Here is a 19,998-nt window from a genome sequence, read left to right on the forward strand (position 1 = left end):
TTCCTGGTTTCAGGGGGTGTTGGCTAGCTGGGATTCGCGAACTTAACGGGCATCAGGATGTACCTGAAGCTCATATCCTCGATGCTGGGGGACATGAAGATGCCCTGTCCCACATCGTCCTTGAACTGGTAGACGACCTCCTCGCCGGGGATGCGCTCGAGGAGCTCGGTGAGGTAGTCGATGTTGAAGGCCAGCTCCAGGGGGTTCTCCTCCCCGGTGAAGCTGATGGTGCCCTGGTTGACGCCTTCGTCGGGATGCTGGAAGAAGACGCGCAGGTTCGGGAATTCGAAGAAAAGCCGCACGTTCTTGTTGTAGTCGTCCTTCTTCAGGCCGACGACCCGCAGCGTCTTGAGGAAGTCCTCCCGGTCGACGATGACCTTGCGGGGCAGTTCGGAGGGCAGGACCTTCTCGTAGGCGGGGTAGTTGCCCGTGACCCGCCGGGTGGAGAACTTGAGGCCGGGCTGGTCCATGAAGAGGCTGCGCTCGTCCCAGGAGAGGGTGAGGTGTCCGTCGTCGCCCAGGCTCGAGGGCAGGAGGTCCAGGGCGCGCCGGGGGACGATGATGCGGGCGTCGGCCTCGAGGCCCGTCTCCATGGGGACTTCCACCACCGCCAGGCGGAACCCGTCCGTCGAGACGACGCGGATGAACTTGCGGCCCATGTGCAGGAGCACGCCCGAAAGCGCGGGCTTGGTGGCGTCCTTGCTCACGGAGATCGAACCGAGGTTGATCGCCTTGCGGAACAGGGCGGAAGGCACGACGACGCTGGGAAGGCCGGCCTCGGGCTTGGGCAGCTCCGGGAAGCCTTCGCCGGGCTGGATGTTGTGCTCCGAGTTGAAGCCCTTGGCGCGCAGCCAGATGCGGTTGCCGGTATCGGGCCACTCCAGGGTGAGCAGGCCGTCGGGGTAGACCCTCACGGTCTCCACGAACTTCTTGCCGGGGATGGCGACGGTCCGGTTGCCGCGCCCCTCGACGGGGATGACGGCCTCGAAGGCCAGTTCCATGTCGGTGGCCTTCAGTGTCATCTCGTGGTCCTGAACTTCCACCAGGACGTGCTGGAGGATGGGCAGCGTCACCCGGCGTTCCAGCGCGTGCTTGAGTATCCCGAGCGTCTTATCAAGACGTTCCTTGGAAACCTGTACTTGAAAGTTCATGATTCACCCTGATTATGCTGAGTGGCGGGCCAACCTGCGGAAATGACAGTCAAACCCTTAGTGTATCTGGAAAGGACGCCTCTGGGCAGGTGTGGGTCTCGGAGGCGGTGATGCGGATTGCGGGCCCGAGCCCGGAAGGGGATCACCCTGGGCGGGCCTTCTCCGCAGCGGATCCACAGGGGGGTCGGGCCCGGAGTGTGGAAACGTAACTTAAGATCTTTAATATCATTGGATGCTGTTGAGCAGGGAGTGCACCAGCTTGTGGAAATCGGCATCCTTCTGCATGCGGTTCTTCACCGAGTCCAGGGCGTTCATGACCGTGGAATGGTGCATGCCGTTGAAACTGTTGCCGATTTCGGTGAAGGAGGCGGCGGTGAGTTCGCGCGACAGGTACATGGCCACCTGGCGGGGCAGGAGGATGACCTGCTGGCGGGTCTTCTTCTTCATGAGGTCGCTGAAGGAGATGTTGAAGGTCTCCGCGGTCATCCGGCAGATGCGCTCCATGGAGATGGAGGCGGTGGCCTCGGAGCCCGTCTGCCCCAGGAAGGCCTCCTGGGCCACCCCAAGGCTGGGGGAGACGCCGAGGAAGCTGCTCTGGAACACCACGCGGGTGAGCAGGCCCTCCAGGTCGCGCACGCTGCCCTTGGCCTTGTGGGCGATGAAGGTGATGACGTCCTCGGGCACCTCGGGAAGGTCCTTGAAGACCTCGTCGTCGAGCTTCTTGCGCAGGATCGCCACCCGGGTCTCGAAGTCGGGGGGCTGGATATCGGCCGTGAGGCCCCATTTGCAGCGCGTGATGAGGCGGTCGTGGAGGCCCTCGAGCCGCTGGGGCGGCTTGTCGGAGGTGATGACGATCTGTTTGCCGTACTGGAGGAGGTATTCGAGGATGTAGAAGATCTCCTCCTGGGTGCGCTCCATCTTGCCCAGGGTCTGCACGTCGTCCAGGAGCAGCAGGTCGTTCTGCTGGTATTTCTTGCGCATGGGCTCGGTGTTCTTGGCCCGGATGGCGATGGTGAGCTCGTTGAAGAAGTTGTCCACCTTGAGGTAGGCCACCCGGAGGTTGGGCGCCTTGGCGAGGATGCCCTTGCCGATGCCGATCATCAGGTGGGTCTTGCCCAGCCCGGAGCCTCCATAGATGAAGAGGGGGTTCATGTTGAGGGTTGAATTGGGCTTGCCGTGGCTCTCGACCACGGCGTTGGCGGCGGCGAAGGCCAGCTGGCTGCTGGGGCCCACCACGAAACGGTCGAGGGTGTAGCGGTGGAAGCCCTGGGGGAAGGGCGAGTCCAGGGGGGTCTCCTGGACGGCGGGGTGCGCGCCCTTGCCCTTGGCGGGCTGGACCGGGGCCTTGGCGTCGCCCGCGACCATGAAGGCCAGGCGGAGGTTGGCCAGGTCGCACTGGACGAGGACGTCGTGGAACTCCTCGGCAAGCTGCTGCTCGATCCAGATCCGCGCGGAGGGCGACGGCACCTGGATCAGGAGGGTCGTGCCGTCGAAGTTGACGGCCTTGCACGGCTCGATCCAGTCATGGAAGGTGCGCTCGGGGAGATGGGTGGCCAGGCCTTTGCGAAGGGTTTCCCAGAGAGCGTGTGAATCGTTCGTTTGCATGGGAGGCCCTTTTTTCGATGGTGAACCCGCGCTGCCCGAAGCGGAAAACCGCTGCGGGCCTGGCGTCGGGTTGGTCCCGGAACTCCGGTCTGGATTCGGGAGAACTACTTTATCACCTGGAACCGGAGGTTGGGACCTCTCTTTGGGGTTGAGAGATCGAAGACCTGCTGGTAGCCTCAAAGGTTCGCCCTTTCCCTCCGGATGGGGCCATGAGGTGGATCATGAAGCGGACCTTTCAGCCCAACAACCGTCGCCGCGCCAAGACGCACGGCTTCCTCTCCCGCATGAAGACCAAGAACGGCCGTCTGGTGCTCAAGCGCCGGCGCGCCAAGGGCCGGCACGTCCTCGCACTCTAAGTGCCATGAGGGTGGCCGGGACCTATCGGGTCGTGCGGCGCCAGGATCACGCGGTCCCCGAAGTGGTTCCCCGCCCGCTGCTGGGCAAGGAGCAGGCTTTGGACGTCCGGGTGTGGCGCACGGCCGTAGGCGTCGAGCCCATGCTCCTCGTCAACGCGTCCCGCAAGCAGGGGCGCGCCGTGCAGAGGAACCGGTTCAGGCGCAGGGTCCGGATGGCTTTCCTGCACGTGCTTCGTGAACAACCTTCCTTAGGAGGCAGCCTCGGCGTGGTGTGGGTCCGTCCCGCACGCAGCGCCAAGAAGGGCTGCCCATTCTCGTACCTGGAAATCGTCGGCCAGATCCGTCTGGCCCTGAGCCGTTGGGAATCCCGATGAACAACCGGAATATGGTGATCTTCGTTGTCGCCAGCATCCTCATGCTGGTGGGCTACAACTACGCCATGAACAAGTTCTATCCTCCGAAGCCGGTGCCCCCGGTGGTGAAGATGGCCCAGACGGCCAACCCGGCTCCCGCCGCTCCGGCGATGCCCGTCCCTTCGGCCGCCACAGCTGCCATTCCGGCTGCGGGCGCCGTGGATCCCCAGGCCCGGTTCACCCTCAAGACCTCCGCCCTCGGTCTCACCTGGCGCAAGCAGGACGGCGCCCTCGTGCAGGTCGAATGGAAGGACGGCACCCCCTTCCTCCCCGAGGCCCGCAAGGACAAGGACGGCCATGAGGTCTCCCTGGACTTCCCCGGACTGGGCAGCGCCTTCCAGACCCGCTTCGAAGGCGAACCCGTGGTGACTTCCGTGGAAGGCGGACGGAATGTCGTCTTCACTTCCACCCAGGGGGACAGGCTCACCTACCTGGTGCCCGACAAGGGACATGTGGTCGAGATGCGCTGGTCAAGCCCCCGGGGCGCCGGCCTGAACCTCCTTCCCATGCCCTCCAATCTATTGAATGTGCACAGCTTGGGCCGGGTGTTCACCCTTGACGCCAAGGGCGTCAACGACGTCGCCTGGACCGACATGATGAAGGATCCCTTCTTCAGCTTCGTGGGCGCCAAGCGCAAGGTCCTTCCCCCCGCCTCCTCCAAGCTGGGCATGGACGCCGGCGTGGACCTGAGCTCCAAGGGCCAGCGGGCCTGGTATTTCGCCGCCATCTGGGACGCTTCGGCGACCACCGTGCGCGATGCGGCCCAGGGCTACAACCTCCTTCCCGACGCTTCCGGCAACGCCTCGGCCCGCCTCTACCTGGGCCCCAAGCAGGCCGAGGAGCTGGGCGCCTTCCACGCCCCGGGCCGTCCCGCCGACGGCAAGATCTTCCAGAAGATCCTGGACTTCGGCTTCTTCGGCCTCGTGGCCCAGCTGCTCTTCCTCATCCTGCGCGGCATCCACCAGGTGGTGCCCAACTGGGGCTGGTCGATCGTCCTGCTGACCCTGGTCATCCGCGGCGCCCTGTGGCCCCTGAACACCAAGACCACCGTCCAGATGATCCGCATGAAGGAGCTGGAGCCCCACCAGAAGGCCCTCCAGTCCAAGTACGAGAAGTTCGGCAACGACATGGCCAAGAAGGCCGAGATGCAGAAGGAGCTGATGGCCTTCTACAAGAAGAACGGCCACAACCCCATGGGCGGCTGCCTGCCCATGGTGCTCCAGATGCCCGTGTTCTTCGCCCTCTGGTCCATGCTGAACGCCGTCTACGAGCTGCGGCACGCGCCCTTCGCGTTCTGGCTCAAGGACCTCTCCGCCCAGGACCCCTTCTACGTCCTGCCCATCCTCATGGGCGTCTCCATGATCGTCCAGCAGGCCATGACCCCTTCCGTGGGCGACCCCACCCAGCGCAAGATGATGATGGTCATGATGCCCGTCATGTTCACCTTCTTCTTCGCCTCCACCCCCTCGGGCCTCTGCCTCTACTACCTGATGTTCAACCTCATTGGCATCCTGCAGACCTGGCTGGTCATGCGGTCCTACAAACCCCAGCCTGTGGTGGTCTGATCCGGAGGAAACATGCGCAAGGCCGCTTTGCCCCTTGAACAGGTTCCCGAACGCGTCGCCCAGTTGTGCGGCCACCTGGGCCTGAAGGTCACCGCCGAGCCCGGCCCCTCCGGGGACGAGACGCTCTTCCCCAACCGGATCGTGCTGGATGGCCCGGACGCCCATTGGCTTGCCGCCAACAAGGGCCTCGGCCTGGACGCCCTCCAGTTCCTGGTGCACGAGGCCCAGGGGGAGCGGGAGGAGAACCGGCAGGCCTACCTGGACGTCCAGTCCTTCCGCCTCTTCCGCATGAAGGAAGTGGTGGCCATGGCCGCAATGGCTGCCGAGCGGGCCAAGACCCTGGGCAGCTACACCTTCGCCTCCCTGAGCCCCCGGGAGCGCCGCTGGGTGCACCTGGTGCTCAGCCGGCAGCCCGGCTTCACCACGGAGAGCGAAGGCACCGGCACCTTCAAGGCCCTGAAGGTATCCCGGGTCTAGACCCCCGGGGGTCAGCATGCTCGACCCCATCTGCGCCCCGGCGACCCCGCTCCTGCCCTCGGCCATCGCCGTGGTGCGGGTTTCGGGTTCCGGGCTGGCTGATCGCCTAAGGCCCCTGGTGACCCTGCCTGCCGCCCGGCAGGCCGGCCTGCGGACCCTTGTCTGGGACGGCTACCGGGAGCGCTGCCTGGTGCTCCACTTTCCGGGGCCCGGAAGCTACACGGGCGAGGACCTGGTTGAATTCCAGCTGCACGGCAACCCTCTCCTGGTGCGGCGCTTCCTGGAGCATCTGGGGGGGATGGGCATCCGCATGGCGGAGCCCGGCGAATTCAGCCGGCGGGCCCTGCTCAACGGCAAGCAGTCGCTCCTGGAGGTGGAGGCCCTCCGGGATCTGGTGGCCGCGGCCACGGACACCCAGCTGCGTCAGGCCCAGGCCCGGAGCGGCGGCGTGCCGGCCTGGGTCGCCGGGGCCAGGGCGGCCCTGGCCCCCTGGATGGCCCGGGCCGAGGCCAGCGTGGACTATGGGGAGGACGAGGGCATCGGCCTGGATGTGGAGGCCATGCAGGCCGCCCTGGCCCCGGCCGCCGCCCTGTTCCACGTGGAACAGGGCAGGGCGGCGGGGGCGAAGTGGCTCCGGGACGGTATCCGGATCGCGCTGGTGGGCCGGCCCAACGCCGGGAAGAGCACCCTTTTCAACGCCATGTCCGGCCAGGACCGGGCCATCGTGACGGATCTTCCCGGCACGACCCGGGACGTGCTGGAGGTGCGGGCCCAGTGGGCGGGCCTCCCGCTCTACCTTTTCGACACGGCGGGGCTGCGCCATGCCGAGGACCCGGTGGAGCGCCTGGGGGTGGCCCGGGTTCGGGAGGTGCTGGAGCAGGTGGACCTGATCCTCCATCTGGTGCCCCTGCCGGACGCCGCACCGGACCCGGATATCCTGGAGCGGCTGGAGCCCTTCCGGGCCAAGGTGCTCACGGTGCGCAACCAGTCGGACCTGGGGGGAAACCCCTGCGGAGATCCCTGCGTCTCCGCGGCCGCGGGCGACCTGGAACCCCTGGCGGAGGCGCTCCGCCGGAGGTTCCTGGGGGCCCTGGCGCCGGACGCGTGCCTGGGCGCGCTGGATACGGCCCGGCAACGCGGGATCCTCGATGACCTGGTGGTGCAGATGGACCTCCTGGGCCAGCTGGGACCCGCCTCGCCCCCCGAGCTGGCCGCGTCCCTGCTCCAAGGCGCCTGGGGCCTCCTGGCGCGGCTCACCGGGGAGGACCGGGCGGAGACCTCCCTGGATCAGCTGTTCTCAGGGTTCTGCCTGGGGAAGTGACTTAGACTGGATCCGGAGTGCCACATGAATCCTGGTTTCGAGGCGGTCATCGGTCTGGAGGTCCACGTCCAGCTGTCGACCCGGTCAAAGATGTTCTGCGGCTGTCCCAATGCCTACGGTGGGGAACCCAATTCCCGCACGTGCCCGGTGTGCCTGGGCCTGCCCGGGGCCCTCCCGGCGCTCAACGCGGCGGCGGTATCCGCCGCCCTGCGCCTCGGCCTGGCGGTGGACGCGGATCTTCAGCCTCGGAGCACCTTCTACCGCAAGCAGTACGTCTACCCCGACCTGCCCAAGGGCTACCAGATCACCCAGGGGCCGGTGGCCATCGTCGAGAACGGGCATGTCATGATCCCGGGGGATCCGGTGGTGCGGGGATCCGAAGGCCCCGTTCGGGCGGGCATCGAGCGCGCCCACCTGGAGGAGGACGCGGGGAAGTCCATCCACGATGCCCACGGGCGGCATTCCCAGGTGGACCTGAACCGGGCCGGGGTGCCGCTCCTGGAGATCGTGGGCGCGCCCGACCTGCGCAGCGCCCAGGAGGCCTCGGACTACCTGAAGACCCTCCACCGGCTGGTGACGTTCCTGGGCATCTGCGACGGGAACCTGGAGGAAGGGTCCTTCCGCGCCGATGCCAATATCAGCGTGCGGCGTCCCGGGGAGCCCCTTGGCACCCGGGTGGAGATCAAGAACCTCAATTCGTTCCGGTTCGTGCGCATGGCCCTGGACTACGAGATCGCCCGGCAGACGGCCCTTTTGGAAAAGGGCGAACGCTTCGATCAGGAAACCCGGGGCTGGGACGCGGACAAGGGCGAGACCCGGAGCCAGCGGAGCAAGGAAGCGGCCATGGACTACCGCTACTTCCCGGAGCCGGACCTGCCTGCCCTGATCCTCACCGGGACGGAGATCGAGGCGGCGCGCGCGGCCCTGCCGGAGCTGCCGGAGGCCCGCTGCAGGCGGTTCATGGCCCAGCACGGCCTGACCGCCTACGAGGCCGGGATGCTGGTCCAGACGCCCGCCTTCGCGGCCTACTTCGAGGAGGTGGCCCGGTGCTCCGGCAACGGCAAGCAGGCCGCGAACTGGATGCTGGGCGAAGTGAGCCGGACGTTGAACGAAGGCTCGGGAAGGCTCGAGGAGCTGGGATTGCCACCCGAACACCTGGGCGAGCTGATCCGCCTGGTGGTGGAGGGCGTCATCAACCTGAATACCGCCAAGGAGGTGGTCTTCCCTGCGCTGCTGAAGGGGGAGGGGACCCCTGCCGGGCTGGTGCGGAGCCGGGGGCTTGCGCAGGTGACGGACCGTGCCGCCGTGCAGGAACTGGTGGACGGGGTGCTTGCGGCCCACCCGGGCCAGGTCGCGGAGTTCCGCGCCGGGAAGGTGGCCCTGCGGGGGTTCCTGGTGGGGCAGGTCATGAAGGCCGGCAAGGGGCAGGTCGATCCCAGGCTGGTGAACGAAGCCATCGACGAAGCGCTGGCACGGTAGGAGGACCCCATGGAGGAACGGCCCGAGGATCCCAGGGAAGGGCCGCCGCACGGGGGCGACCCGGATGCATGGAAATCCGTGGTCATGGGGCAGGCCTCCCGGGACCTGGTGCCGCCGCACCCCGAACCTCCGGAGACCCTGGAGGCGGAACTGGAGCGGGAGGCGCTGGAGGACCCCGCGGCCCATTCCAGGGAGGACCCCAACCCGCAGCCGACCCTCTGGCGGCTGGTGGTGCTCATCGTCGTGGCCGTGGCCGCGCTGTCGGTGGTGTTCGGCCTGGCAAGGTGACATGGAGGCTGCTGCCTGGGGGTGATACCATGGCCGCGATGCGGGGCGCGCCAATGCCCCCTGGGGAGTAAAGCATGGATCCGAAGGGTTGGGGCCTGAGCACGACTGCCATCCACGCCGGCAAGGGGCACAACGGAACCCGTTCCGTGACCACGCCCATCTTCCAGACCTCGGTCTTCGAACTCATGGAAAACGCCGAGGGCGCGGAGTTCGCGAACGCCATCGAACCGCCGCAGTTCTATACGCGGTGGGGCAATCCCAATTTCAGCGAGGTCCAGCAGGTGGTGGCCTCCCTTGAAGGGGCCGAGCGTGCGCTCGTGACCAGCTCGGGCATGAGTGCCTTCTCCACGGTCTTCGAAACCTTCTTGCAGCCGGGCGACCACGTGGTGGCCCCGGCCGCCGTGTACCTGGGTACCGAGCAGCTCCTGCGGCGCTGGGAGGCCCGCAAGGGCCTGAAGGTCACGTGGGTAGCCAATACCCTGGATGTGGCTGAATGGGACGAGGCCGTCACGGAACGGACCCGGCTGATCCTGACGGAGACGCCCTCCAATCCCACCCTGGCCGTCACGGACCTGGCCGCCATCGCCGCCATTGGCAGGCGCAAGGGCGTTCGAACCGTCGCCGACAACACCTTCGCGACCCCCATCTTCACCAAGCCGGTGGAACTGGGCATCGACCTGAGCATTTCCAGCGCCACCAAGTACCTGGGCGGCCACTCGGACCTGGTGGCCGGGGTCATCGCCGGCAGCGAGGCCGATATCACGGCCTGCTGGGCGACGGCCAAGCTCACGGGTCCCACCCTGGATCCCATCGCCGCGTGGCTGCTGCACCGGGGCCTGAAGACCCTCTACCTCCGGGTGCGCCGGGCTTCCGACAACGCGCAGTCCCTTGCCGCCTGGCTGCTTTGGCAGCCCCAGGTCGCCCGGGTGGACTACCCGGGCACGAAGGACCATCCGGGCCACGACGTGGCCACGCGGCAGATGCATGGCGGCTTCGGGGCCATGATGAGCTTCGAGCTGCGGGGTGGCCTGGTGGCCGGACAACGGTTCTGCGAGGCCCTCGGGATCATCACCCGGGCGGTGAGCCTGGGCGGGGTGGAAAGCCTCATCCAGCACCCGGCCAGCATGAGCCACCTGCGCACGGCCCCCGACGTGAAGGCCCGGCTGGGGATCACGGACGGACTCCTGCGCTTTTCCGTGGGCATCGAGGACGAGGCGGACCTCAAGGCGGACCTGGAGACCGGGTTCCTGGCCGCCGATGCGGCGAGGTAGGACGTGCGGCTGATCCTCAACGGCAAGGAACGGGAGACGCCCGACCTGGGCACGGTGGCGGACCTGGCCCAGTGGCTCATGCTCCCGGCCTTCGGCAGCGCCGTGGAGCTGAACGGGGTGGTGGTGCGCAAGGGCAGCTTCGGGACCACGTCCCTGAAGGACATGGACAGCCTGGAAGTGGTCCGCCTGGTGGGCGGGGGCTGATCAGAGCACGGCCAGCACGTCCCAGGATCCGCCAGGGAAGGCGGAGCGGGCCCTCAGGACGCCCAGCCGGGACACGTCCAGCTTGACCGGCGCGCCATGGGCGGGTTCGTCCGAGACGAAGCGGTGGAACTCGTCCACAAGGCCTTCCTCCAGGAGGCGGCGGGCCAGGATGCCGCCGCCTTCGAAGAGGACGCGTCCGACGCCCCGGGCCGCCAGTTCGTGGAGCAGGTGCTTCAGGCTGATGCCTCCGGGGCCCGGGGGCAACTGGAGGTCCTCCACGCCGCGGATGGGCGCACAGTCCTCCACGAGGGCCCTCAGGACGGGTTGGCCGGCAACGGGCAGCCATACCTTGCGGGTCCCGGGAAGCCGCCCCTGGCTGTCCAGGACCACCCGCAGGGCCTGCCGATGGGGGGCGGTAGGGTGGGGCCAGCGGTCGGTGAGCCGGGGATCATCCACCTCCACGGTCCAACGGCCCACGACCAGGGCCTCGGTGGCCCGGCGCAGGGCGTGGGCGAGGTTCTGGATTTCCGGGGAGGTCACCTGGGTGCTCTGGCCTTCTGGCCCCAGCGAGCCGTCGGCCCCAAGGGCCAACTTGAGCACCACCCAGGGAAGGCCCGTGCGGATCAGCTTGAAGAAGGGGGCGTGGAAGCGGGAACAGGCCAGCCCCAGGACGGATTCCGTCACCTGGATGCCGTGGGACCGGAGGATGGCGATGCCCCCGCCGTCGACCCGGGGGTTGGGGTCCTTGACGCCCACAACCACCCGGGTGACGCCGGCGCGGATGAGTGCGTCGGTGCAGGGGGGGGTGCGGCCGTGGTGGCAGCAGGGCTCGAGCGTCACGTAGGCCGTGGCGCCCCGGGTGTCCTGGTCCCTCAGTTCCGCGTCCCGGAGGGCCATGATCTCGCCGTGGGGGTCGCCGGCCCGCGTGTGGACGCCCTGGCCGATGACGGTCCCATCCTGCACGAGGACGCAGCCCACGGGCGGGTTGGGGCTGCTGAGGCCCACGCCCGACATGCCCTGGCGGATGGCCAGAGCCATGAAATGCTCGTCCCCCGTCAGGGTGGCCGGGTCCGGGAAGGGCCCGCCGCAGGCCAGTTCCCAGGCAAGGAACTCGGTGAGGGGCAGGGGTGCTTCACACATCGAGGAGGCCATCCACGAAGGTCTCGGGATCGAAGGGAATCAGGTCGTCCACCTGTTCGCCCACGCCCACGAAGGCGATGGGGAGCTTCAGACGTTCCAGGATGGCCACGGCCACGCCGCCCTTGGCGCTGCCGTCCAGCTTCGTGAGGATGAGGTCCGTGATGCCGGCGGCCTGCTTGAAGGCCTCGGCCTGGACGAGGCCGTTCTGGCCGGTCGTTGCGTCCAGGATGAGGATCACGCGGTGCGGGGCCTCGGGGATGACCTTCTGGAGGCTGCGGCGGATCTTCTCCAGTTCCCGCATGAGATGGTCCTTGGTGTGGAGCCGCCCGGCGGTGTCCACCAGCACCCAGGGGATGCCCTTGGCCAGGGCGCTGGTGGCGCCGTCGTAGGCGATGGCGGCGGGGTCGCCTCCCATCTGGTTGCGGATGACCGGAACGCCCGCGCGCTTGCCCCACAGCTCCAGCTGATCGATGGCGGCGGCCCGGAAGGTGTCGCCGGCGACCACGAGGACCTCCTCCCCCCGTTCCTTGAGGTGGGCGGCGAGCTTGCCCAGGGTGGTGGTCTTGCCCACCCCGTTCACGCCCACCAGGAGGCACACCTGGGTTCCCTGGCTGGCGAAGGGCCGCGGGGGAACCTGGCGCAGGATCTTCAGCAGCTCGTCCTTGAGCACGGCCTTGGGGTCGATGTCCCCGGAACGCTTCATCTCGAACCTGAGGCGGTCCATGAGGCGCTTGACGCCGTGCACGCCCAGGTCGGCCTGGAGGAGCAGGTCCTCCAGTTCCTCCAGCTGGTCCTCGTCCAGGCGGCGCAGGCCCAGGAGCCGGCCCATGGGGGCCAGAACCAGCTCCTGGGTGCGCTGGAGACCCTGTTTGAATTTGTTGAACAGATTACCGAAAAGACTCAAAGGAACCTCGGGGGGGCGGGGTGCGCCGTTCCATGTGGAACATCGCCCTATCGCTTGATAATAGGGAGGCTAGGGGTGAACGGTCATTTCCGGGCGCGGGGCTTCTTGCGCTTTTCCGGGCGGACCCAGCCTTCCAGGGCGAACTCGAAGACCTCCTCCACGTGCTTGACGGGGTGGAACCGGAGCTTCTTGCGCACCTCGGGGGCGATCTCCTCCAGGTCCTTCTGGTTGGCGAAGGGGATGATGATCTCCCTCACCCCCACGCGCAGGGCGGCCAGGGCCTTCTCCTTGAGGCCGCCGATGGGCAGGGCCTCGCCCCGGAGGTCGATCTCCCCGGTCATGGCGAAGGTGTTGAGCACGGGCAGGCCCTTGAGGACGGACAGGAGCACGGTGGCGATGGCCAGGCCGGCGCTGGGGCCGTCCTTGGGGATGGCCCCTTCGGGGAAGTGGATGTGGAGATCGTTCTTCTGGAATACTTCGGGGTCGATCTCGAAGGCGTCGCTGCGGCTGCGGATGTAGCTCAGGGCCGCCTGGGCGCTTTCCTTCATGACATCGCCCAGCTGGCCGGTGAGCACGAGGGCGCCCTTGCCGGGCATCTTGAGGGCTTCCACGAAGAGCACCTCGCCTCCCGTGGACGTCCAGGCCAGGCCGGTCACCACGCCCACCCGGGGGGCCTTGAGCCGCTCGTCCTGGAGCAGCTTCACGGGGCCCAGGAGGTCATGGACGTTCTTGTCGCTGAGGGTGATCTTCGTCTTCAGGTCGCCTTCGGCGACCTTGCGGGCCACCTTCCGGCAGACGGTGCCGATCTCCCGCTCCAGCTGGCGCAGGCCGGCCTCGCGGGTGTAGCCGGTGATGATGGCCTGGAGGCCCTTGGGGCTGAAGGTAACCTGCTTGTCGGTGATGCCGTTCTTCTCCAGCTGGCGGGGAATGAGGTGGCGCTCGGCGATGCCGATCTTCTCCTCCAGGGTGTAGCTGGAGAGGTGGATGATCTCCATGCGGTCCCGGAAGGCGGGCTGGATGGGGTCCAGCTCGTTGGCGTTGGTGAGGAAGAGCACCTGGCTGAGGTCGATGGGCACGTTCATGTAGTGGTCGCGGAACGTGTGGTTCTGCTCGGGGTCCAGCACTTCCAGGAGGGCGGCCGAGGGGTCGCCCCGCATGTCCCGCCCGATCTTGTCCACTTCGTCCAGCATGATCACGGGATTCATGGACTTGACCTGGTGCAGCGCCTGGATGATCCGCCCGGGCATGGCCCCGACGTAGGTTCGGCGGTGGCCCCGCACTTCGCTCTCGTCATGGACGCCGCCCAGGGAGATGCGGCTGAACTTCCGGCCCAGGGCCCGGGCGACGCTCTTGCCCAGGGAGGTCTTGCCGGTGCCCGGAGGGCCGACGAAGCAGAGGATGGTGCCCTTGTGGTCGGGGTTGAGCTTGCGCACCGCCAGGTACTCCACCAGGCGGTCCTTGATCTTCTCGAGGCCGTAGTGGTCCTCGTCCAGGATGCGCTTGGCCTCCTTGAGGTCCAGGTTGTCCTCGGTGATGGTGCCCCAGGGCATTTCCGTCATCCACTCCAGGTAGGTGCGGGTGACGGCGGTCTCGCTGCTGTCGGGGTGCATGCGCTCGAGCTTCTTCAAATTGCGGTCGATCTCCAGGAGGGGCTCCTCCGGGACCTTCATCTTGGCCATCTTGTCGCGGAAGGCTTGGATCTCCTCGGCCAGTTCGCTGCCTTCGCCCAGTTCCTGCTGGATGGCCTTGAGCTGCTGGCGCAGGTAGTACTCCCGCTGGCTCTTGTCCATCTCGCCGCGGGCTTCCATGGTGATCTTCTGCTGCACTTCCAGCAGGTCGATTTCCCTCATGAGCAGTTCGTTCACGCGCTTCAGGCGCTGGGTGGGGTTGGCGATCTCCAGCACCTCCTGCATCTGGGGGGGCTTGAGATCCAGGTTGGAGGCCACCAGGTCCGCCAGGCGTCCGGGGCTGTCCAGGTTGGAGGCGATGACCAGCACTTCCTGGGGCAGGTTCTTGCCCAGGGCCACGGCCTTCTCCAGCGTCTGCTTCACGGAGCGCAGGAGGGCGTCCAGCTCGATGTTCCGCTCGGAGATCTCCGACTCGGACAGCACCTCCACCTTGGCCTTGAACTGGCTCTCGGTCTCGGTGAAGTACTCCACGCGCACGCGCTGGAGGCCCTGCACCAGGGCCCGGACGCGGCCGTCGGGGAGCTTCAGGACGCGCATGATCAGCGCCGCGGTGCCCACCTTGTAGAGGTCCTCCGGGCCCGGGTCGTCCATCTCCATCTGCTTCTGGGACAGCAGAAGGATCATCCGGTTCTCCACCAGCGCGGTGTCCACGGCCCGCAGGGACTTCTCCCGGCTCACGGAGAGGGGGAGGATCACGTAGGGGTAGACCACCACGTCGCGGAGGGGCAGGACGGGCAGCACGTCGGGGATCTTGGGGGACTCGTCAACGACCTGGGGGGCTAGGATTTCTTCGGCCACGGGATACCTCGATGTCTCAGTTTAACTTGATGTGCGTCAGCGGGTCTTGCGCCGCTTGGGGTGCCCCGGCCGCTCCGGTTCGACGCCGGGGAAGAGCGGGGTGGATTCGAAGGGAAGGCCGTCGGCCGCAGGAGTCGTTTCCTTGGGGTTGGGCCGCGCGGGAGGCGGGGCGGGGGGCGCGGGCCGGGCCGCCGGGGCCTGCCTCGCCGGGGGCGCGGGGGCGGGGGGAGCCACCATCAGGCCCTCCAGGGCCTTCACGAAGTCCGGGAGGTCCTTGAAGTCGCGATAGACGCTTGCGAAGCGGACGTAGGCCACGGAATCCAGCCCCTTGAGGGCGTCCATGACCATCTCCCCAAGCTGCCGGCTGGGGAGTTCCCGGTCGCTCATCTCCATGAGGCGGGCCTGGATGTCGCCGGCCACCTCCTCCAGCTTCCCCAGGGGCACGGGGCGCTTCTGGCAGGCGGCGGTCATGCCCCGCATGAGCTTGTGGGGGTCGAAGGCCTCCCGGCGGCCATCCTTCTTGACGATGAGGATGGGCAGTTCCTCCAGGCGCTCGTAGCTGGTGAAGCGGCGCCCGCACTTGAGGCACTCTCTGCGGCGCCGGATGGCATCCCCTTCCCGGGATTCCCGGGAATCCACCACCTTGTCTTCGATATGGCCACAGAAGGGGCAACGCATGTCTCCAGAGTAACCCAAAGGCGTGGCCCGGAGCCGCGCTGTTCCACGTGGAACAGCGCCCCCGGCTGGAAAAAGCCTCATCCTGGAAGGGTCCCGGGCCGATAATGAAGTGCCATGGCAGACGGCGTTCCATCCATTTCCTCCTCCCCCCCAGCGCCGGACCCCAGCCGCGCGGGGCAGGCCGCGCCCGTGAAGCCGGGGGACTCCGGGACCACGGCCCCGACGGGAGGCTCAGCCCCCAGGAAGGCCGCCAGGAGCGGCGCCGACACCCTCAACCTCTCACCTGAAGCCAAGGCCCAGGTGGCCAAGCTGCAGGCCCGCGATGCGGCCGTGAAGGCCCACGAGGCTGCGCACATCGCCGCGGGGGCGGGCGTCGTCACCTCGGGGGCCAGCTACTCCTACCAGCGGGGGCCCGACGGCCGGAACTACGCGGTGGGCGGGGAAGTGTCGGTGGACACCTCGCCCGTGAAGGACAATCCCCAGGCCACCATCGCCAAGGCTTCCCGCATCATGGCGTCCGCCCTGGCGCCCGCGGATCCTTCGGGCCAGGACCGGTCGGTGGCCGCTGCGGCCGCCGCCATGGCCTCCCAGGCGGCGGCCGAACTGGCCAGCAAGGGGTCGAAGGCGGCTGCTCCGCAGGCGGGGACCGGGCAGAAGTCATACGGGGAAGCGGCCACCAAAGGCGAAACGCCCGGTGGTCTGGTCGATACGGTGGCCTGAAGAGGCATTCCCGCCGATCGGTGGCTGAAACGGGCGAACGGTTTCCCGGCCGCCGGTTCCGGGAACCGGAGGGTGAAAACCGTCACACCCTAGCTTGAACCCCTGAAGGCGAGGCATAGGGCCCGGCGCCATGGTACCCTTCACAAGTGAACGGTTGATCATCGTTTCCCACTCTTATGAGGTTGCCCTATGCGCTACCTGCCCACGGCCCCTTCGGAGGATCGCGCCCTGCTTGACGCCATAGGCGTCCAGAGGGCGGAGGAACTCCTTGTGGGGATCCCCGAATCCCTTCGTCTGCACCGGGAACTGGAGCTTCCCGGACAGCTGTCCGAACAGGAGGTCCTGGCGGAACTGCAAGGGCTGGCCAACCTGAACACGAGGTTCACGGCGCGCTTCCTGGGCGCCGGGGCCTATGACCATTTCGTGCCATCTGCCGTCGATCAGATGATCAGCCGACAGGAGTGGTTCACGGCCTACACGCCCTACCAGCCCGAGATCTCGCAGGGCACCCTCCAGCACATCTTCGAGTACCAGACCCTCATGTGCGACCTGACCGGCCTGGAAGTGGGCAACGCCAGCCTCTACGACGGCGGCACGGCCTGCGTGGAAGCGGCGCTCATGGCGGTGCGGCTCCAGAAGAAGAAGAACACCATCCTCATCTCCCAGGGGCTCCACCCCCACTACCAGGAGGTGCTCTGCACCAACATCACGCCCCACGAGGGCCTGAAGCTGGTGGTGGTGAACCTCAAGGACGGCGTGACCGACCTGGAGGACCTCAAGGCCAAGCTGGACGGCGACGTGGCCGCGTTCCTGGTGGGCTATCCCAATTTCCTGGGCTGCGTCGAGGACCTCACGGCCATCGGCGAACTGGCCCACGCCGCGGGCGCCCTGGTGGTGTCCGTGACCCAGGAGGCCCTGAGCCTGGCCTGGTTCGAAGCCCCCGGCCGCGCCGGCGCCGACATGGCCTGCGGCGAGGCGATGTCCTTCGGCAACCGCCCCAACTTCGGCGGGCCCTTCCTGGGCTTCCTCACGGTCAGGGACGCGCAGAAGCGCGAGATCCCCGGGCGCGTGGTGGGCCAGACCCGGGACCTGGACGGCAAGACCGGCTATGTGCTCACCCTCACCGCCCGGGAGCAGCACATCCGCCGGGACAAGGCCACCAGCAACATCTGCTCCAACCAGGGGCTGGTGGCCCTGCGGGCCAACATCTACCTGCAGCTGGCGGGCCCCGAAGGCCTCCAGGGCCTGGCGGCCCAGAACGCCGCCAAGGCGCAGTTCCTTCGGGAGCGGCTCCTGGAGCTGCCGGATTTCACGGCGCCCTACGCCGCCCCCTTCTTCAACGAGTTCGTGACGGAGTACAAGGGCGACATGGCCACCCTGCAGGCGGAATGCGCCAGGGAAGGCATCCTGCCCGGCCTGGACCTCACGCCCTATGCGGCGAGCCTCAAGAACCGGATCCTGTCGTGCGCCACGGAACTCAACAGCCGCGAACAGATCGAGCACCTCGTCGAGGTGCTGGCCCGCGTTCCCAGCGTGGTCGGATAAGGACGAAGCCATGATGAACCGCACCCGCGAACCCCTCATCTTCGAACGCTCCGTGGCCGGCAAGGTCGGCATGGACCTGCCCCGGCTGGACGTTCCCGCCGCCAGGGACACCCGCCCGGCCCACCTGCGCCGCACCCCCTTCGACGCGCTTCCCTCGGTCACCGAGGTGGACGTGATCCGCCACTTCACGCGCCTTTCCAAGTGGAACTACGGCGTGGACGACGGCCTCTACCCGCTGGGCTCCTGCACCATGAAGCACAACCCCCGGCTCAACGAGAAGACCGCGGGCCTGGACGGCTTCTGCGACAGCCATCCCATGGCCGGCGCCCCCTACGTCCAGGGCAACCTGGCCGTGATCCACACCCTCCAGGAGTGGCTGAAGGAGATCACCGGCCTGGCCGCGGTCACCCTGCAGCCCAGCGCCGGCGCCGCCGGGGAGCTCACGGGCGTCATGCTCATCCGCTCCTTCCATGTGGCCCACGGCCGCAAGCGCCGGGTGATCCTCATCCCCGACAGCGCCCACGGCACCAACCCCGCCACGGCCGCCATGGCGGGCTACGACGTGGTCGAGATCGCCTCCCAGGGCGACGGCACCGTCAGCTTCGAGGACGTCGCGGATGCCTCCGGCAAGGTGCGGAAGGGCCTCACGACCCTCCTGGCCGAGCTGGGCGGGGAGGTGGCGGGCCTCATGATCACCAACCCCAACACCCTGGGCGTTTTCGAATACCGCATCAAGGACATCTGCGACGCCCTGCACGGCGTGGGCGGCCTGGTCTACATGGACGGCGCCAACATGAACGCCCTGGTGGGCGTGGCCCGGCCCGGGGACTTCGGCGTGGACGTCATGCACCTGAACCTCCACAAGACCTTCTCCACCCCCCACGGCGGCGGCGGACCCGGCTCCGGCCCCGTGGCCTGCACCGCGGCCCTGGAGCCCTTCCTGCCCCGGCCCGTGGTCGTGCGCGAGACGAAGGCCGTGGGCGAGGGCCAGGTGCCCCTGCACAGCTACCGCCTGGACTGGGACCGCCCCCAGAGCATGGGCAAGGTCCACACGTTCTTCGGCAACTTCGGCATCCTGGTGCGCGCGCTCACCTACTGCGCCAGCCACGGCGGCGACGGCCTCAAGGCCGCCACCCTGCGCGCCATCGTGAACGCGAACTACATCCGCAAGCAGCTGGAGGGCACGTACCACCTGGAGTACCAGACGCCCACCCTCCACGAGGTGATCTTCGACGACAGCTACCTGGCCCAGCACGACATCCACACCCTGGACGTGGCCAAGGGGCTCATCGACCGCGGCTTCCACCCGCCCACCATCTATTTCCCGGCCATCGTCCACGGGGCGCTCATGATCGAGCCCACGGAAAGCGAAGGCAAGGAGGAGATGGACGCCTTCATCGATGCCATGAAGGACATCGCCCGGGAAGCGGCCGAGAACCCCGAAGCGCTCCACCAGGCGCCGGTGCTGGCCCCCATGCGCCGCCTGGACGAGACCACAGCCGCCCGGAAGCCCGTGCTGCGCTGGACCCGGCCCCAGTAGAATCCTCCGAACGCCATCCCCCCCGGTGCTCCGGGGGGGATTTCATTGTGCGGGCTGCCCGGCCATGGTCCAGGCGAGCAGGATCAGTTGGGCCGTATGCTGGCCGGCCTGGGCGAGCTGTTCCCGGACCGACCGGCCCTGGCGCTGACCGAACCGCACCCAGTAGGCGTCGGACCGGGTCCGGATTGCGCCTGCCGAAGGGTCGGAAGCGCGGTCATCCGCCAGGAGGGCTGGGACCAGGGCCCGGCTCTGCTCCAGCCAGCGCCAGGGGGCCTGGAGGAGGTTCGGCTCCAGGGCGGCGGGGCGCACTTCAGGTTCAAGGGTCATGCGATCCACCAGGTCGCTTTCCCAGCGGCTGTGGATGCCTCTTTGCCCGGTAGATTGCCCGTCATAGTCGGAGACCGTGTGGAGCGGCACGTGGCTGTCGCCGACATAATGGCTGAGGAGGGAGGCCTGGTAGGCCACCCGGGCCCGGTCACCCTTCCGGAAGGCCTGGGCGAGGTCCCTCACCCGGTCCTGGATCACCCAGGGCACCTGCCCGGACCTCTGGAAGATCGCCGGCCCGACCTTTTCCCGGGCTTCGCCCAGGAGGGTGGGAACCCCCCCGGGGTAGCGGTCCATGTCGAGGAAATGCCGGGGACCTTCCAGGGGGTCGTCCTTCCACGCGTCGGGATCGCTGCTGTGGGCCTCCACGAAGCCCTCCTGGCCCTTGAACCAGGCGGCTGGGCCCGCTGGAAGGTCCAGGATGGCCAGGCGAGCTACCATCCGGTGCCCCTTCCGCCCCCAGGCGGCCAGGGGGGAGGGGGCGAGGATGGCCATGAGCATGAGGAGAGGGCAACAGCGCATGGACCCATC

General features: G+C 67.8%; 19 protein-coding genes. 12 read left to right on the forward strand and 7 right to left on the reverse strand.

The features are described 5' to 3' along the window. Positions 1 to 23: 23 nt before the first annotated feature. Together dnaN and dnaA are read right to left on the reverse strand one after the other, a co-directional pair. A complete protein-coding gene (gene dnaN / locus RAH40_RS14500; protein ID WP_306598273.1) occupies positions 24 to 1,151 on the reverse strand; it encodes a DNA polymerase III subunit beta in 1,128 nt (375 codons plus the stop codon). A 225-nt stretch (positions 1,152 to 1,376) separates the two neighbouring features. Beyond that, positions 1,377 to 2,756 carry a chromosomal replication initiator protein DnaA gene (gene dnaA / locus RAH40_RS14505; protein ID WP_306598274.1) on the reverse strand — a complete coding sequence of 460 codons (1,380 nt, stop codon included), beginning with the start codon at positions 2,754 to 2,756 and terminating at the stop codon, positions 1,377 to 1,379. A 221-nt stretch (positions 2,757 to 2,977) separates the two neighbouring features. Here dnaA and rpmH point away from each other — a divergent pair, with 221 nt between their 5' ends. The 9 genes from rpmH (at position 2,978) to thiS (ending at position 10,130) form a co-directional block, all read left to right on the forward strand. Then, positions 2,978 to 3,112, forward strand: a complete 135-nt coding sequence (gene rpmH, locus RAH40_RS14510; RefSeq protein WP_005035876.1) for a 50S ribosomal protein L34 — start codon at positions 2,978 to 2,980, stop codon at positions 3,110 to 3,112. 62 nt (positions 3,113 to 3,174) lie between these two features. After that, a complete protein-coding gene (locus RAH40_RS14515) occupies positions 3,175 to 3,486 on the forward strand; it encodes a ribonuclease P protein component (protein WP_306598275.1) in 312 nt (103 codons plus the stop codon). Next, positions 3,483 to 5,090: a membrane protein insertase YidC gene (yidC, locus tag RAH40_RS14520; RefSeq protein WP_306598276.1), complete on the forward strand. Its 1,608-nt coding sequence runs from the start codon at positions 3,483 to 3,485 to the stop codon at positions 5,088 to 5,090. The genes RAH40_RS14515 and yidC overlap by 4 nt, the downstream gene beginning before the upstream one ends. A gap of 12 nt (positions 5,091 to 5,102) precedes the next feature. After that, positions 5,103 to 5,567 (forward strand): R3H domain-containing nucleic acid-binding protein, encoded by a 465-nt coding sequence (locus tag RAH40_RS14525; protein ID WP_306598277.1) that lies wholly within the window; start codon positions 5,103 to 5,105, stop codon positions 5,565 to 5,567. A gap of 16 nt (positions 5,568 to 5,583) precedes the next feature. Continuing rightward, positions 5,584 to 6,888, forward strand: coding sequence for a tRNA modification GTPase (locus RAH40_RS14530; protein WP_306598278.1), 1,305 nt, complete (start codon positions 5,584 to 5,586; stop codon positions 6,886 to 6,888). A 24-nt stretch (positions 6,889 to 6,912) separates the two neighbouring features. Then, on the forward strand, positions 6,913 to 8,367 hold the full coding sequence (gene gatB / locus RAH40_RS14535) for an Asp-tRNA(Asn)/Glu-tRNA(Gln) amidotransferase subunit GatB (protein WP_306598279.1): 1,455 nt from the start codon (positions 6,913 to 6,915) through the stop codon (positions 8,365 to 8,367). A gap of 9 nt (positions 8,368 to 8,376) precedes the next feature. Then, on the forward strand, positions 8,377 to 8,655 hold the full coding sequence (locus RAH40_RS14540) for a hypothetical protein (RefSeq protein WP_306598280.1): 279 nt from the start codon (positions 8,377 to 8,379) through the stop codon (positions 8,653 to 8,655). 74 nt (positions 8,656 to 8,729) lie between these two features. Beyond that, positions 8,730 to 9,926 (forward strand): PLP-dependent aspartate aminotransferase family protein, encoded by a 1,197-nt coding sequence (locus RAH40_RS14545; RefSeq protein WP_306598281.1) that lies wholly within the window; start codon positions 8,730 to 8,732, stop codon positions 9,924 to 9,926. A 3-nt stretch (positions 9,927 to 9,929) separates the two neighbouring features. Next, entirely contained in the window at positions 9,930 to 10,130 is a 201-nt protein-coding gene (gene thiS, locus RAH40_RS14550) for a sulfur carrier protein ThiS (RefSeq protein WP_306598282.1), read from the forward strand. Here thiS and ribD read toward each other — a convergent pair whose 3' ends face one another. The 4 genes from ribD to nrdR all read right to left on the reverse strand — a co-directional run bounded on the left by ribD (position 10,131) and on the right by nrdR (position 15,338). Next, entirely contained in the window at positions 10,131 to 11,270 is a 1,140-nt protein-coding gene (gene ribD, locus RAH40_RS14555; protein ID WP_306598283.1) for a bifunctional diaminohydroxyphosphoribosylaminopyrimidine deaminase/5-amino-6-(5-phosphoribosylamino)uracil reductase RibD, read from the reverse strand. Beyond that, positions 11,263 to 12,174 carry a signal recognition particle-docking protein FtsY gene (gene ftsY, locus RAH40_RS14560; RefSeq protein WP_306598284.1) on the reverse strand — a complete coding sequence of 304 codons (912 nt, stop codon included), beginning with the start codon at positions 12,172 to 12,174 and terminating at the stop codon, positions 11,263 to 11,265. The genes ribD and ftsY overlap by 8 nt, the downstream gene beginning before the upstream one ends. Before the next feature lie 83 nt (positions 12,175 to 12,257). After that, positions 12,258 to 14,660: an endopeptidase La gene (gene lon / locus RAH40_RS14565; RefSeq protein ID WP_306598285.1), complete on the reverse strand. Its 2,403-nt coding sequence runs from the start codon at positions 14,658 to 14,660 to the stop codon at positions 12,258 to 12,260. 36 nt (positions 14,661 to 14,696) lie between these two features. After that, on the reverse strand, positions 14,697 to 15,338 hold the full coding sequence (gene nrdR / locus RAH40_RS14570; protein ID WP_306598286.1) for a transcriptional regulator NrdR: 642 nt from the start codon (positions 15,336 to 15,338) through the stop codon (positions 14,697 to 14,699). 114 nt (positions 15,339 to 15,452) lie between these two features. Here nrdR and RAH40_RS14575 point away from each other — a divergent pair, with 114 nt between their 5' ends. The 3 genes from RAH40_RS14575 to gcvPB all read left to right on the forward strand — a co-directional run bounded on the left by RAH40_RS14575 (position 15,453) and on the right by gcvPB (position 19,143). Then, on the forward strand, positions 15,453 to 16,058 hold the full coding sequence (locus tag RAH40_RS14575) for a putative metalloprotease CJM1_0395 family protein (protein WP_306598287.1): 606 nt from the start codon (positions 15,453 to 15,455) through the stop codon (positions 16,056 to 16,058). A 189-nt stretch (positions 16,059 to 16,247) separates the two neighbouring features. Beyond that, entirely contained in the window at positions 16,248 to 17,603 is a 1,356-nt protein-coding gene (gene gcvPA, locus RAH40_RS14580) for an aminomethyl-transferring glycine dehydrogenase subunit GcvPA (RefSeq protein ID WP_306598288.1), read from the forward strand. A 10-nt stretch (positions 17,604 to 17,613) separates the two neighbouring features. Beyond that, complete coding sequence (gene gcvPB, locus RAH40_RS14585; protein WP_306598289.1) at positions 17,614 to 19,143, forward strand: aminomethyl-transferring glycine dehydrogenase subunit GcvPB; 1,530 nt, start codon at positions 17,614 to 17,616, stop codon at positions 19,141 to 19,143. 42 nt (positions 19,144 to 19,185) lie between these two features. On the opposite strand, the gene RAH40_RS14590 is transcribed toward gcvPB, so the two are convergent. Further along, positions 19,186 to 19,989 (reverse strand): S1/P1 nuclease, encoded by an 804-nt coding sequence (locus tag RAH40_RS14590; RefSeq protein ID WP_306598290.1) that lies wholly within the window; start codon positions 19,987 to 19,989, stop codon positions 19,186 to 19,188. Positions 19,990 to 19,998 lie beyond the last annotated feature (9 nt).

This window comes from Geothrix sp. 21YS21S-2 (genome assembly GCF_030846775.1).
Taxonomy (GTDB): Bacteria; Acidobacteriota; Holophagae; order Holophagales; family Holophagaceae; genus Mesoterricola.

Excerpts from the sequence above, each read along its gene's own strand:
- RAH40_RS14540 (WP_306598280.1), top strand. The coding sequence starts at position 8,377 with ATGGAGGAACGGCCCGAGGATCCCAGGGAAGGGCCGCCGCACGGGGGC.
- RAH40_RS14545 (WP_306598281.1), top strand. The coding sequence starts at position 8,730 with ATGGATCCGAAGGGTTGGGGCCTGAGCACGACTGCCATCCACGCCGGC.
- RAH40_RS14530 (WP_306598278.1), top strand. The coding sequence starts at position 5,584 with ATGCTCGACCCCATCTGCGCCCCGGCGACCCCGCTCCTGCCCTCGGCC.
- RAH40_RS14525 (WP_306598277.1), top strand. The coding sequence starts at position 5,103 with ATGCGCAAGGCCGCTTTGCCCCTTGAACAGGTTCCCGAACGCGTCGCC.
- gatB (WP_306598279.1), top strand. The coding sequence starts at position 6,913 with ATGAATCCTGGTTTCGAGGCGGTCATCGGTCTGGAGGTCCACGTCCAG.
- RAH40_RS14590 (WP_306598290.1), bottom strand. The coding sequence starts at position 19,989 with ATGCGCTGTTGCCCTCTCCTCATGCTCATGGCCATCCTCGCCCCCTCC.
- dnaN (WP_306598273.1), bottom strand. The coding sequence starts at position 1,151 with ATGAACTTTCAAGTACAGGTTTCCAAGGAACGTCTTGATAAGACGCTC.
- nrdR (WP_306598286.1), bottom strand. The coding sequence starts at position 15,338 with ATGCGTTGCCCCTTCTGTGGCCATATCGAAGACAAGGTGGTGGATTCC.
- gcvPB (WP_306598289.1), top strand. The coding sequence starts at position 17,614 with ATGATGAACCGCACCCGCGAACCCCTCATCTTCGAACGCTCCGTGGCC.
- RAH40_RS14575 (WP_306598287.1), top strand. The coding sequence starts at position 15,453 with ATGGCAGACGGCGTTCCATCCATTTCCTCCTCCCCCCCAGCGCCGGAC.
- ribD (WP_306598283.1), bottom strand. The coding sequence starts at position 11,270 with ATGTGTGAAGCACCCCTGCCCCTCACCGAGTTCCTTGCCTGGGAACTG.
- rpmH (WP_005035876.1), top strand. The coding sequence starts at position 2,978 with ATGAAGCGGACCTTTCAGCCCAACAACCGTCGCCGCGCCAAGACGCAC.
- dnaA (WP_306598274.1), bottom strand. The coding sequence starts at position 2,756 with ATGCAAACGAACGATTCACACGCTCTCTGGGAAACCCTTCGCAAAGGC.
- gcvPA (WP_306598288.1), top strand. The coding sequence starts at position 16,248 with ATGCGCTACCTGCCCACGGCCCCTTCGGAGGATCGCGCCCTGCTTGAC.
- yidC (WP_306598276.1), top strand. The coding sequence starts at position 3,483 with ATGAACAACCGGAATATGGTGATCTTCGTTGTCGCCAGCATCCTCATG.